This is a genomic window from Hymenobacter cellulosivorans (assembly GCF_022919135.1).
Classification (GTDB): domain Bacteria; phylum Bacteroidota; class Bacteroidia; order Cytophagales; family Hymenobacteraceae; genus Hymenobacter; species Hymenobacter cellulosivorans.
The window spans coordinates 5,465,001-5,478,299 of sequence record NZ_CP095049.1; the positions used below are offsets into that span (position 1 = coordinate 5,465,001).

The following is a 13,299-nucleotide window of genomic DNA, read 5'->3' on the forward strand; positions in this document are numbered from 1 at the left end:
TCTCGTTTCGTTGTCGCTTGTTTGCTTTCCCCTATTACTAGAGAAAAGACTTACCTATTTGTCATTTCCAACTATTCAAAGAACGTGTGCCTCAGCCTATTGCTGAAACCGTGTGCTAGCTAGGCTAGCGTCTTACTGTGTGCCGTTTCCCTCGCCTCGTTCGGTTTGGGAGTGCAAAGGTACAACCCTTTTTCGTTTCAGCAAGTTCTCAGTGAAAATATTTTTTTCAACCTCGATTCGCTTTCCGTTTCCGTGCCCTCTTCCTCTCGAAGCGGGCTGCAAAGGTAGCAACTCTGTTTCGCACTTTCCAAACAAACTCGAAAACTTTTTTTCTCGTCGTTCGTAGCCCGCTTCCGTTTGATTTGGGAGGACAAAGGTAAGAGCCTTATTGGCTACTTTCCAAACTAAAACCGAAAACTTTTTTTTCGAAGACTTCTTTCGATTGCCTGAACCCCGCCTCCGTTCGATTCGGGACTGCAAAAGTGCAGGATGAATCTCGCACTTCCAAACCCTGGCCCTAACTTTTCCGTTGAAGGCCGGCTCTGAATAAGCGAGCATACTATTAGCAGGCTGTGGGATAACCCATTACATAGGAGTATTAGTTCACGATTAATTAAAAAATCTTCACATTCATGGTCCTTTACTTCTATGGGCTGGTAAAACAGAAGAGCGGCAGGAAGAATATCTTCCTGCCGCTCTCTCTATAGATTACTCTAAAGTACTCTTTCTGCCATGTGCAACGTACTTACCCGGTCTGGGCCTACGCTGACGATACTAATAGGCACCTCCAACTGAGCTTCCAAGAACTGTACGTACTCCTTTAACTCTTTAGGCAGAGCTTCAGCAGAGTCAATCTGCTGAAGGTTGACTTTCCAACCGGGCAAGCTTGTGTAGACAGGCTTCATAGTTTGCAGGTCGCCAAGATCCGGAAGCTGGTTAGTCTCTTCCCCTTCCGGATTGCGGTAGTGGGTACAGATGCGGATTTCATCGAATTCATCCAGCACGTCGGCCTTCATGAGGTGGATTTCGGTTACGCCATTCAGCATGATGCTATACCGCAAGGCTGGTAAATCAATCCAGCCGCAACGGCGGGGCCGGCCAGTGGTAGCACCAAACTCGCGGCCGGCAGCTCGGATTTGCTCTCCCACTTCATCATGAAGCTCTGTTGGAAACGGGCCACTGCCGACGCGGGTGCAATACGCTTTGCTGATTCCATATACCTTGTCGATATGGCGGGGAGCAATGCCCAGGCCAGTGCAGGCGCCGGCGACAACTGTACTAGAGGAAGTAACGAAAGGGTAAGTCCCAAAGTCGATATCCAGCAAGGAACCCTGAGCACCTTCTGCCAGAATCTGCTTGCCTTGACGCAGCAAATCATTGAGTAGATATTCGGTATCTGCTAGCTGCAGAGTGCGCAAGAACTCGACGGCAGAGAAAAACTCCGTTTCGGCCTGCTCGATGTCGAGCTGCTGGCCGTGGAAGCTGGCCAGAGTGGCGTGCCGAGCTACGGCTTCATTGTAGCGCTCCTGGAAGTCGGCCAGCAGAATGTCGCCAACGCGTAGACCTGTGCGGCCGATTTTATCCTGGTAAGTGGGGCCGATACCTTTCAGCGTCGAACCGATTTTGCCCCCACCGCGGGCTTCTTCAAGAATACGGTCGAGGGCACGGTGCGAAGGCAGGATGAGTTGGGCTTTCTTGGAGATGTAGAGGTTCTGAGCCCAATTCACCCCCCGGTCCGTGAGCTTTTGGAGCTCGACGCGGAACACAACCGGGTCGAGAACCACGCCGTTGCCAACGACATTGATAATATGCGGGTGAAAAATACCTGACGGAACCTGGTGCAATACGTGCTTGGTTCCGTCGAACGTGAGGGTGTGCCCAGCGTTGGGCCCACCCTGGAAGCGGGCTACTACGTCGTACGTAGGAGCTAGCACGTCAACAATCTTTCCTTTTCCTTCGTCGCCCCACTGTAGGCCTACAAGTACATCAACGGGCATTAGCTAGCGGATTTTAAGACTTCGGCGGCAGCCGTTTCGTTTTCAGCAATGGTGAAGATGGCGTTGAGCTTAGTCAAGGCCAGCATTTTACGGGGGTGGTCGGCGGGATTGATGAGAACCAACTCGCCGCCGCGGCTGCGGAACTTGGTGAGCAGGGAAACCAGGACACCAATGCCGGTACTGTTGATGTAGCGGATACCCGACAGATCAACGGCGCAGAGCATTACGGACTCCCCCAGGTGGTCGTCGACGGACTGCAGAAGCTGTTGGGTGTCGGGGCTGCCGATCAGGTCGCCGGTCAGGCGCACGTGCAGGATGCCGTTGCTTACGGTAGATTCAGTTTTCATTCGCTGGCTGCGCGGGCGGCTGCTTTAGCGCGGCAGTCGCCACAAACGCCGTAGAGGTTTAAAGAGTGGTGCAAGATATGGAAATTCAAAAGCTCCCCGACCATGGTCTGGATGCCGTGAATGCGCGGATCGCAGAACTCGACGACTTTATGGCACTCAGTACAGATGACGTGGTCGTGCTGCCGGTAGCCGTAGGATTTCTCGTACTGGGCCAGGTTTCGGCCAAACTGGTGCTTGCTGACTAGACCGTGCTCCACCAGCAAGTCCAGGGTGTTATAAACCGTGGCGCGACTAACCTGCAAGCCCTGGTTTTTCATGCCGGCGTACAGTTCCTCCACGTCGAAGTGACCAGTCCGGGAGTAAATTTCCTCCAGAATGGCGTACCGCTCGGAGGTTTTGCGCAGGCCTTTATTTTCGAGGTAAGCAGTAAAGATCTTCTTTACTTCCTCGAACTTCTCTTTATCCAACATTATGTGACCTTATATATAAGGAGTGCCAAAGGTAATGAAAGCAACGCGTTTCGGAGGCTATAACCGGCAGCGTAAAGCATAGTTCCTCGCCAGCTTCCCATCTTGCTCACCTTTTATGCTGCTTAATACTTTTTAAACTTTTTAGTACCCTACGATGCAAAACGCTCGACCAGTAGCACACCATTCACTTTGGAAAGCCGCTGAATCATCTTATTGAGATGGTCGGTGTCGTTGACGAATACCATGATCTGGCCCTCGAAGAAACCGTCGTTGGAGTCGATAGTGATGGAGCGCATATTCACCTTTAGGCTGTTGGAAATGATGCGCGTCACGTCGTTGACCAGGCCTACCCGGTCGGAGCCTTTTATGCGAATGCCGGCCAGGAAAGCCAGTTCGAGCTGGTCGGTCCACTTGGCGCGCACTATACGGTTACCGTAGTTCGACATCATGGCCACCGCCTTGGGGCAAGAGGTGCGGTGAATCACGATGCCTTGCTCGGTTTCGAAGCCAAACACGTCGTCGCCGGGAATCGGATTGCAGCAGGGCGCAATGGTGTAGTCAAACTTCTGGGTCTCCTCCCCTATCACCAGCATATCGGCCCGCACGCCGCGGAGCTTCTGCACTTCCTGGTCGAACGCCTTGGGCTCAAGGATGGACGGGCTGCGCGGCACTTCTTTGGCTGGATCGAACAGGCTTTCCTTGATTTCGCGACCGTCGAGCTGCCCGATGGCAATGCGGTAGTAGAAATCCTGGGGGTTGTACATGTTGAAATGGGCCAACATGCGGTTCAGGTTATCTTGGCTGTTTTCGATGCCGAGCAGCTCCAGGCGCTTCTCCACAATGAAGCGGCCATCTTCGGACTTGGCCTTTTTGTCATCGCGCAGCCATTCCTTGATTTTCGTGCGGGCCTTGGACGTAATGACGTACTGCAGCCATTCCTCAGTGGGCCGCTGCTTGTGCGAAGTCAGAATCTCGACTTGGTCGCCGTTGCGCAGCTGGTAGCTCAGGGGCTCCAGCTTCTGGTTGACCTTGGCCCCGAGGCACTGTAGCCCGATGTGGGTGTGAATGTCGAAGGCGAAGTCTAGGGCCGTGGCTTTGTCGGGCAGGATGACCAGCTTGCCCTTGGGCGTAAAGGCATAAACTTCCTTGACGAACAGGTTCTGGCGGAACTCGTCCATGAATTCCAGGGCGCTGGAGTTATTGGTTTCGAGCATTTCCCGCACTTTGGCAATCCAGGCTTCGAGCGTTGATTCGGGCTGCACCGAGCCGGTGTCTTTGTATTTCCAGTGAGCCGCGTAGCCTTTCTCTGCAATGTCATCCATGCGGCGGGAGCGAATCTGTACTTCTACCCACTGCCCGGTGCGCGACATGACCGTGGTGTGCAGACTCTCGTAGCCGTTAGCTTTGGGCGTGCTCACCCAGTCGCGGAGCCGGTCGGGGTTGGGCTGGTAGAAATCGGTGACGATGGAGTATACCTGCCAGCAGGCCGCTTTTTCCTGCTCCTGGGGCACGTCGAGGATGACGCGGATAGCAAACAGGTCGTACACCTCGTCGAAGGTCACGTTCTGCTTGCGCATTTTGCGCAGGATGGAATAAATGCTTTTGGGCCGGCCCTTGATTTCGAAGCCGAAGCCCTGGGCCTTCAATTCCTCGTCGATGGGCGCCACGAATTCCTTAATAAAGCGGTTCCGGGCGCCCCGGCTCTGGCGGACTTTATTAGTGAGGTCGTTGTAAACCTCGGTATCGGTGTATTTCAGATACAAATCCTCCAACTCGCTCTTGATGGCGTAAAGGCCCAGGCGGTGGGCCAGCGGGGCATAGAGGTAAATGGTTTCCGAAGCAATTTTGAGCTGCTTGTGGCGCGGCATCGAGTCGAGCGTGCGCATGTTGTGCAGGCGGTCGGCAATCTTGATCAGGATGACGCGCACATCTTCCGACAAGGTGAGCAGCATCTTGCGGAAGTTCTCGGCCTGCTCGGAGGTGCCGTATTCGAAGACCCCGGAAATCTTGGTCAGCCCATCCACAATCTGGGCCACGCGGGAACCGAACTCCCGCTCAACATCGGAAATTTCCCAGGGCGTATCCTCTACCACGTCGTGCAGCAGGGCTGCCACGATGCTGGTCGTGCCCAGGCCGATTTCCTCCACCGCAATCTGGGCTACGGCCAATGGATGCAGAATGTAGGGCTCCCCGGATTTGCGGCGCATCTCCTTGTGGGCTTCCAAGGAGGTGTTGAACGCCTTTTTAATGAGTTTGGCGTCGTTGCCGGACAGATAGGGCTTGGCGGTACGCAACAGGCGCCGGTAGTGGCGAAGAATCTCGTTACGTTCTACTTCGGGGTCAATCAGAGTGGCCATTATGCGGGGTGAAGCACGGGGCTTCGGTATTTACTACGCTTACGAAAGTACGAAGGGCCGGGCGGGTTTCACGTCCCGGCCACATTTATAACAACGTCGGACCGGAAATCCTTACCTGAAGAGTAGGTAGCCTGAAGCTCTGATTCGCGTGTTAAGTACTTCGGAAGAATTATTCCACCGTTGGTCGTTCGATGATACGCGAGACAGAGGTTGGCGCTACTGGCTCCATTCCCAGCTCTTTAGGCTCTCCACTCCTACTTTCTAATCCAATTTCACCGCTTGGTTTGAATATTCGCCGTGCTTGCGTAGCTTTGCGGCCCCGAGGCAATAGGCCGAGGAACCGCGGATGTGGCGAAATTGGTAGACGTGCCAGACTTAGGATCTGGTGCCGCAAGGCGTGTGGGTTCGAGTCCCTCCATCCGCACAGATTAGTTTTCAACAGTACCCTGAGCCCTCAACCCACCCGTTGGGGGTTTCTTTTTCGCCCCCTTCGATTCCTTTACTTTAACCGACGACCCCGCTTTGAATATCACCTTCGACAAAAACGACGATCAGCTTAGTGCCATCCTGACAGTACACCTGACGGAAGCTGACTACTCGCCCGCCGTGGACGAGAAGCTGAAAGAATACAGCAAGAAAGCCCAGATCAAAGGCTTCCGCCCTGGCAAAGTGCCGGTGGGTCTGGTGCGTAAGATGTACGGCAAAGGCGTATTGGGCGAGGAAATCAACAACCTGCTCGGTAAGGCTGTCGACGGCTACATCAAAGAAAACAACATCAAAATCCTCGGTGAGCCCCTGCCCGTGCCCAGCGACGTGAATTTTGATACCGATAAAGAATTCGACTTCAAGTTTGAGTTAGGCCTGCTGCCCGACTTCGAACTGCCCGCCGACCAGTCCATCACCATCGACCGTCATCAGGTAACTCTGGACGACGCAACGCTGGAAGAAACCTACGACCAGATTGGCCGTCAGTTTGGCGAAAGCACCAACCCCGAGGTTTCGGAAGAAGGTGATTTCCTGTTCGGTAAGTTGAAAAAAGGCGACGACGAGGCCACCGAGCGCCCCGTATTGCTCCCCATCAACAAGGTTAAGAACGGCGTAGAGAAGTTCATCGGCGTGAAGCCCGGCGACGTGCTGACCTTCGACCTCTCGGACGCTTTCGGCGGCGATGCTTCGGCTATTGCGGCCTTCTCGGGGCACTCCAAGGAAGAAGCGGCCAACATCAGCGGCGATTATACCCTGAGCGTTGAAAAAATCAACCGCACCACCAAGCCTGAGCACGACCAAGACTTGTTCGACAAGGTGTTCGGTAAGGACATCGTGACCTCGAAAGAGGAGTTCGACGAGAAAGTGCGCACCACGGTACAGGAAAACTATGACCGGGAGGCTGAAAACCTGGTAAATCGTCAGATCATCGACAAGATGGTAGACGCTACCACGGTGCAGATCCCGACGGAGTTCTTCAAGAAGTGGCTGGTACGCGCCAACGAGGGTAAACTGACCGCCGAACAAGTAGAAGAGCACTACTCTGACTACGAGAAGGAGCTGAAGTGGTCCATGATCCGCAACAAAGTCGTTGAGGAGCAAGGCCTGAAGGTGTCAAACGAGGAAATCATCGAGCGCACCATGCAGAAGATTATGGGCCAGTTCAACCTGCCCGAAATCAGCGAGGAGCTGCAGGAATCAGTTCGCGGCTTCGCCGACAACTACCTCCGTCAGGACAATGGCAAGAACTACGTACAGGAGTACGAAGCCATTCTGGCAGAGAAAGTCATCGAAAACCTGCGCGGCAAAGTTGTTGTTAATGACAACCCGATTTCGGCCGAGGACTTCCGGACTCAGGGTGCGAGCTAAGCCTTAGCCAGCATCTGGTTTTGTAACCAACAAAAAAGCCCTTACTTGCCAGTCAGGGCTTTTTTGTTGCCCGGCAGGTTTAGAGCTCAGAACATAAAACCTAGAGTAGTTTGCCTACGTCCAAGTCTAAGTTCTGAGCTCTAGCATCTCACTTATAATCTTCTCTACCCTACATTTTTCCCATGCTGAATAAACAAGAGTTCCGCAAATTTGCCGTTAAAGGACAGGGCCTCAGCGGTCTGGGCGTGGATCAGTACCTGAACCACGTAGAAGGCCAGGTGCGCTCGGGCATGATGCTGCCCACGGGCATGACCCGCTCGGTAATTGAGGAACGCCCCACGCGTTTTGCCGAAATCGACGTATTCTCCCGCCTGATCATGGACCGTATCGTGTTCCTAGGCACGGCCGTCGACGATTATATTGCCAACATCATCACCGCCCAGTTGCTCTTCCTGGAGTCGGCTGATGCCAAGAAGGACATCCTGCTCTATATCAACTCGCCGGGTGGCTCGGTATACGCCGGCCTCGGCATCTACGATACGATGCAGTACGTGGGTCCCGACGTGGCTACCATCTGCACCGGCTTGGCCGCCTCGATGGGCGCCGTATTGCTGGCTGGTGGTGCCAAAGACAAACGTTCAGCCCTGCCCCACGCCCGCGTGATGATTCACCAGCCCTCGGGTGGCGCGCAAGGTCAGTCGACGGACATCGAAATCACGGCTCGTGAGATTCTCAAGCTGAAAAAGGAGCTATACGACATCCTAGCCAAGCACAGCGGCAAAACCTACCAGGAAATCTACGACAACTCGGAGCGTGACTACTGGATGCGCGCCGACGAAGCCAAAGAATACGGCCTGATCGACGAAGTGCTGGAGAAAAAGACGGCCTAAGCTGATTTCGCTCTTTTAGAACGCCGTAATTTTCATAGTGCGCTCTAAATATTGCAGTTACAAAATATCTAAAGGCCCGCTTTCGGTTGACAACCCGAAGGCGGGCTTTTGGTTCTTTTAAGTAGAGACCCGACAGTAAGCAACTTTTTTTGCTGCGTGCGGCGTTTGCGTTTTCGTACCTTTGGGGTGGCTTCGGGCAAAACGAGGCAAATCCTACCCCATCCTGAGAGTCCTAGCAATGGCAGATATAACGTGCTCCTTCTGCGGTAAGAGCAAAAAAGATGTCTCGGTCATGATTTCCGGCATCAACGCCCACATTTGTGAGCGGTGCGTGGGTCAGGCCCAGCAGATATTAAACGAGGAGAACAAGATCCGCTCGAATTCCAAGACCCCGAAGTTTAACCTGGTGAAACCCCGGGAAATGAAGGAGTATCTGGATCAGTACGTGGTAGGCCAGGACGAGGCCAAGAAGGTGATGTCGGTGGCCGTGTACAACCACTACAAGCGCCTGATGCAGCCCAAAACCACCGGTAAGGATGACGTAACGATTGAAAAGTCGAACATCATCATGGTGGGCGAAACCGGCACAGGCAAGACCTTTCTGGCTAAAATGCTGGCCAACATCCTGCAGGTACCCTTCTGCATTGCCGACGCTACCGTGCTGACCGAAGCCGGCTACGTAGGCGAAGACGTGGAAAGCATCCTGACCCGCCTACTCCAGGCCGCCGATTACAACGTGGAGGCCGCCGAGCGAGGCATCGTCTACATCGACGAAGTCGATAAGATTGCCCGCAAGAGCGACAACCCCAGCATCACGCGCGACGTGAGCGGCGAGGGCGTGCAGCAGGCCATGCTCAAGCTGCTCGAAGGCACCACGGTAAACGTACCACCCCACGGCGGCCGCAAGCATCCCGAGCAGAAGATGATTACGGTAAACACCGAGAACATCCTCTTCATCTGCGGCGGCGCCTTCGTAGGCATCGACCGGATTATCAAGAGCCGGTTGAACACCAAGCCTATGGGCTTTGCCAAGACCCAGCTCTCGGACAAGGTGGATACCAACAACTTCCTGCGCTACGTAACGGCCGTGGATCTGAAAGCTTTCGGCTTGATTCCCGAGCTCATCGGCCGCCTGCCCGTGCTAACCCACCTCAACCCGCTGGACCACGCCACGCTGCGCAAGATTCTGACCGAGCCCAAAAACTCGATTGTGAAGCAGTACGCGCGCCTCTTCGAGATGGAAGACATTGAGCTGACCTTTACCGAGGAAGCCCTGGAGTACATCGTGCTCAAGGCCGACGAGTACCGTCTCGGCGCCCGCGGCCTACGCAGCATCTGTGAGAGCATCATGACCGACGCCATGTTCGACATGCCTTCGGATGCCGACGCCAAGGAGCTGATCATCGACCTCGACTATGCCCAGGGCAAGTTCGAAAAGTCGCCTTTGAAGCAGTTGCGCGCGGCGTAAGCCTCATTCGTTAAAAACAGAAAGCCCCGGCAAGTCATCCTGTCGGGGCTTTCTGTGTGTACTCACTTCCTAAAAATCGCACAAATCCCAGCGTACGGCCACCAAAATCCCCGGCTATAGTTAAAACGACTCCGGCCCTAGAATCAACCGCTCCGGGTGTAGCCCCAGTCGTTCCGGCTATGGCCACAACCATTCCGGGTCCGGACGCAACGAATCCGGCTCTAGTCTCAAGCATTCCGGGTGCGGACGCAATGCTTCCGGGTATGGTTTCGCCCATTCCGGGTATAGACCTAAGCATTCCGGCTACGGTCACAGGTTTTTCCAACTGATGGCGCAGTTTTCGGCCCCTCTTTACCTCTTCAGATACCCCACCATCAACTCGGCAGCTTTCTTGGCGGCGTTGTTGCGGCCCAACTTGTCCTGCAATTCAGCATAGCCGGCTTTCTGCTGAGCAATAAATTCCTCATCCTGCAACACCTTCTTTAGCTCGGTCACCAGGTTACGGGAGTTGAATTCGCCCTGAATGAGCTCCTTGACCACCTCCTTGCCGGCAATCAGGTTGACCAAGGAAATATAAGGCACCTTAATAACGGCCTTGCCAATGGCGTACGACACGGCGCTGGTGCGGTAGCACACCACCTGCGGCACATTGAACAGAGCCGTTTCGAGCGTAGCCGTGCCGCTGGTAACCAGGGCTGCTTTAGCGTGGCTGAGCAGGTCGTAGGTTTGGTCGAAGAGGATGCGGACGTTGTTGCGCTCGAAGTTGGCGTAGTAGTTCCGGTCGAGGTTCGTAACACCGGCCACCACAAACTGGTAGTCGAGGAACGGCGGGATGATGGCCGTCATTTCGTAGAGCATCTCCTCTATTTCCTGCTTGCGCGAGCCGGGCAGCACCGCAATAATGGGCCGCTGGGGGTCAAGGTTATTGCGCTGGTAGAAGTCCTGGGACGGGACGTGCTCGGCAATGGCATCCACGGTAGGGTTGCCGATGTAGTCCACCTTGTAGTCGAAGCGCTGATAGAACTCCGCTTCAAAGGGCAGAATCACGAACATCTTATCCACCAGGGCCTTCACCTTATGCACGCGGCCCTGGTTCCAGGCCCAGATCTTGGGCGAAATATAGTAGAACACCTTCAGCCCCTGCGCCTTGGCAAACTTGGCCACGCGCATGTTGAAGCCGGCATAATCCACCAGAATTACCACATCGGGCTGGTAGGCGGTAATATCGCGCTGGCACTCCTTGAGGTAGCCCCGAAACTTCAGAATGCTGGTAGCCGCTTCCCAGAAACCCATAATGGCCATTTCCTGGTAGTGGTGCACCAGCGTGCCGCCCTGCTCCTGCATCATGTCGCCGCCCCAGCCCCTGAATTCGGCCTGCGGGTCCTGCTGCCGCAGCTCGCGCATGAGGTGGGAAGCGTGGAAGTCGCCGGAACGCTCACCAGCAATCAGATAGTACTTCATTCGTAGTTGATTTACTCCCCGTAATATTCCACGAAGTTGCGCGGGGTTTCGTAGAGCTTAATGCAGTGCAGCTGGGCGCTGGAAATCTTGGGAATTTCGCGGGCCAGAATCTGCCAGAAAGCCACGACCAGGTTTTCGGTGCTGGCCAGTTGGTCTTTCATGAAGGGCACGTCGAGGTTAAGGTTTTTGTGGTCAACCTGGTCGACGACGTGCTCCCGGATGATGTTGCTAAGCTGTTTAAGGTCGATGACAAAGCCCGTTTCCGGGTCGGGCTGGCCTTTCACGGTCACAATCAGGTCGTAGTTGTGGCCGTGCCAGTTGGTGTTGGCGCAGGGTCCAAACACTTCTTTGTTGCGCTCCTCGGTCCAGGCAGGGTTATAGAGCTTATGAGCGGCGTTGAAATGCTCCTGCCGGCTGACGTAAATCATTCGTTGGGTACTGAAGTGAGGGGGCAACTGGGGGCTGCAGCTGCCAAAAATGGCCCGGCTTGCTCAGCCACTGCAACCGGCAATTACTCCGGTTAAAGCGCCACGCGCTTTTTGCGCAGCAAATATACGAAGAACGGTACGCCGAATAAGGCTGTAATCAGCCCGACCGGCAAGCCCGCCGGCGGATACAGCAGCCGGGCCAGCAGGTCGCAGCCCAGCAGGAAGTCGGCGCCGAGCAGGGCGCAGAACAGCAGGTTGGCCCGGCCCGTGACGCCCAGCAGCCAGCGGGTAAGGTGGGGAATCATCAGCCCGACGAAGCCTACGGGCCCACACAGCGCCACTACGCAGCCGGTAAGGGTGGCCGCCAGAACGACCAGAATCCAGCGGGTGCGGGCCACGGGCACCCCCAGAGTTTGGGCCCGCTCTTCTCCCAGCAGCAGCACATTGAGGTCTTTTTGCAGGAAAACCAGCAGAAACAAGGCCAGTGCCAGGGCCCCGGCCGGGTAGGGCAGTACGTCCCAGCCGGCCCGCTCGAAGCTGCCCATGGCCCAGAACACCACCGTGCGCAGTTGCCCTTCGGAGCTGGCCAGAAACGAGAGCAGTCCGCCCAGAGCAGCCGTTAGGGAACTGATAGCCACCCCGGCCAGAAGCAGCTGCCCCGGAATCAGTTGGCCCCGCTGGCTGCCCAGGGCCACCACCAGCAGCGTCGTGACCAGGCCACCAAACAGGGCGGCCACCGGCGGCAGGTAAATTCCGGCTACGGTAACATTAGTGAGCAACGAAAAGCACAAAATAGCACCTAGCGAAGCGCCCGAGGCTGTGCCCAGCAGATATGGGTCGGCTAGGGCATTATTGACCATGGCCTGCATCAGATACCCACTCACGGCCAGACTGGCCCCGGCCAGCAGCGCCATCATAATGCGCGGCAGCCGCAGCTCTACCAGCGCCAGTTGGGCCGGGTCCTGGGGGTTGTAGTGCAGCAACGTGCGGCCAATAAAGGCGTAGTCGGTGGCAAAGCTGCCGATGCGCAGACCCAGCACGACCAGCACCAGCAGTAGCCCGAGGCTTATCAGAATCCAGGGGGCGGCAGGCCGGCTCATGAGGCGGGAGGAGCCCAGACAAGCCGCTGCAGCTCCCGCACCGACTGTACTACGCGCGGACTGGGCCGCTCCATCAGGTCGCCGGTAACGTCGTAAACGCGGCGGGTCTGGTAGGCCTTAATGCGCTTGAGTTCGGGGTATTTCTTGAAGAAAGTGCTATCCAGCTCGCCGAACCGGCCACCAATGAGCACGTCGGGGTTGAGCTTGAGGATGTACTCCCGGGTCAGGGCCGGGTAGGGCTGGGCAAAGTGCTCCGTTACGGCGTTCTTTCCCCCTGCCAGCCGGATTTTATCGGTAAAGAGCGTATTCTCGCCATACACATAAATTGGGTCCTGCCAGGTGATGGCCAGTACGGCCGGGGCCTGGGTAGGTCGGGGCAACTGCTGAACGGCCCGCAGTTCGGCCCGCAGTGAGTCGGTCAGCTTTTTGGCTTGGGCGGAGCGGCCCAGAATACGGCCCAGGTCGTTGAGGCCGCGCAGAATGTCGTGGGCAGTGGTGTAGCGCTGGCAATACACCGGGATGCCCAGCTTTTCGAGGCGGGCAATATCGTCGAGGGAGGTAATGCCTTCGGTAGTGAAAACTACATCGGGATGCAGGGCGACGAGGCCTTCCAGATCGAGCGGGTAGCTGTTGATGACGCGCTTGCGCAGAGCTGCCTGCGGGTAGTCGCACACCTGGGTGCGGGCCACGATGGTGCTGGTATCAGCCACGGCGTAGAGCATTTCGGTCATCGAAGCCGCCAACGACATGATGCGGCGCGGCCGGGCCGGAATAGTGAGCTGGTGGCCCACATCGTCGGTGACGTGCTGGGGAGCCTCGGCGGGAGCAGTAGCGGCCGGTTTGTCGTTCGACTGACACGCGGCCAGCAGGCAGCTCAACACAAGCAAGGGCGACAGAAAACGAATCATACGCCAAAGGTAGCAGCGG

At 55.9% G+C, this 13,299-nt stretch carries 11 protein-coding genes and 1 tRNA gene; 4 read left to right on the forward strand and 8 right to left on the reverse strand.

All coding sequences use genetic code 11. The features are described from left to right. Nucleotides 1–713: 713 nt before the first annotated feature. From MUN80_RS23125 to MUN80_RS23140, 4 genes are all read right to left on the reverse strand, one after another. A complete protein-coding gene (locus MUN80_RS23125) occupies nt 714–1,997 on the reverse strand; it encodes an adenylosuccinate synthase (RefSeq protein ID WP_244716781.1) in 1,284 nt (427 codons plus the stop codon). Continuing rightward, nucleotides 1,997–2,344, reverse strand: coding sequence for an STAS domain-containing protein (locus tag MUN80_RS23130; RefSeq protein WP_244716783.1), 348 nt, complete (start codon nt 2,342–2,344; stop codon nt 1,997–1,999). The genes MUN80_RS23125 and MUN80_RS23130 overlap by 1 nt, the downstream gene beginning before the upstream one ends. Continuing rightward, a complete protein-coding gene (locus MUN80_RS23135; protein ID WP_375373970.1) occupies nt 2,341–2,814 on the reverse strand; it encodes a Fur family transcriptional regulator in 474 nt (157 codons plus the stop codon). Before MUN80_RS23135 ends, MUN80_RS23130 begins: the two co-directional genes overlap by 4 nt. Nucleotides 2,815–2,963: 149 nt before the next feature. Next, on the reverse strand, nt 2,964–5,171 hold the full coding sequence (locus MUN80_RS23140; RefSeq protein ID WP_244716785.1) for a RelA/SpoT family protein: 2,208 nt from the start codon (nt 5,169–5,171) through the stop codon (nt 2,964–2,966). 342 nt (nt 5,172–5,513) lie between these two features. On the opposite strand from MUN80_RS23140, the gene MUN80_RS23145 reads away from it, so the two are divergent. The 4 genes from MUN80_RS23145 to clpX all read left to right on the forward strand — a co-directional run bounded on the left by MUN80_RS23145 (nt 5,514) and on the right by clpX (nt 9,383). Next, nucleotides 5,514–5,595, forward strand: a tRNA-Leu gene (locus MUN80_RS23145). A 98-nt stretch (nt 5,596–5,693) separates the two neighbouring features. Continuing rightward, the gene (gene tig, locus MUN80_RS23150) at nt 5,694–7,025 is read left to right on the forward strand and encodes a trigger factor (RefSeq protein WP_244716787.1); all 1,332 of its coding nucleotides are present in this window, start codon (nt 5,694–5,696) and stop codon (nt 7,023–7,025) included. A 182-nt stretch (nt 7,026–7,207) separates the two neighbouring features. Then, complete coding sequence (locus tag MUN80_RS23155) at nt 7,208–7,915, forward strand: ClpP family protease (protein WP_100339045.1); 708 nt, start codon at nt 7,208–7,210, stop codon at nt 7,913–7,915. Nucleotides 7,916–8,153: 238 nt separating this feature from the next. Then, nucleotides 8,154–9,383 (forward strand): ATP-dependent Clp protease ATP-binding subunit ClpX, encoded by a 1,230-nt coding sequence (gene clpX / locus MUN80_RS23160; protein ID WP_244716789.1) that lies wholly within the window; start codon nt 8,154–8,156, stop codon nt 9,381–9,383. Nucleotides 9,384–9,734: 351 nt separating this feature from the next. Here clpX and lpxB read toward each other — a convergent pair whose 3' ends face one another. The 4 genes from lpxB to MUN80_RS23180 form a co-directional block, all read right to left on the reverse strand. Continuing rightward, nucleotides 9,735–10,844 carry a lipid-A-disaccharide synthase gene (gene lpxB / locus MUN80_RS23165; RefSeq protein ID WP_244716791.1) on the reverse strand — a complete coding sequence of 370 codons (1,110 nt, stop codon included), beginning with the start codon at nt 10,842–10,844 and terminating at the stop codon, nt 9,735–9,737. An 11-nt stretch (nt 10,845–10,855) separates the two neighbouring features. Continuing rightward, nucleotides 10,856–11,272, reverse strand: coding sequence for a 6-pyruvoyl trahydropterin synthase family protein (locus MUN80_RS23170; protein WP_244716793.1), 417 nt, complete (start codon nt 11,270–11,272; stop codon nt 10,856–10,858). A 92-nt stretch (nt 11,273–11,364) separates the two neighbouring features. After that, entirely contained in the window at nt 11,365–12,372 is a 1,008-nt protein-coding gene (locus tag MUN80_RS23175) for a FecCD family ABC transporter permease (protein WP_244716795.1), read from the reverse strand. Beyond that, on the reverse strand, nt 12,369–13,280 hold the full coding sequence (locus tag MUN80_RS23180; RefSeq protein WP_244716797.1) for an ABC transporter substrate-binding protein: 912 nt from the start codon (nt 13,278–13,280) through the stop codon (nt 12,369–12,371). The genes MUN80_RS23175 and MUN80_RS23180 overlap by 4 nt, the downstream gene beginning before the upstream one ends. Nucleotides 13,281–13,299 lie beyond the last annotated feature (19 nt).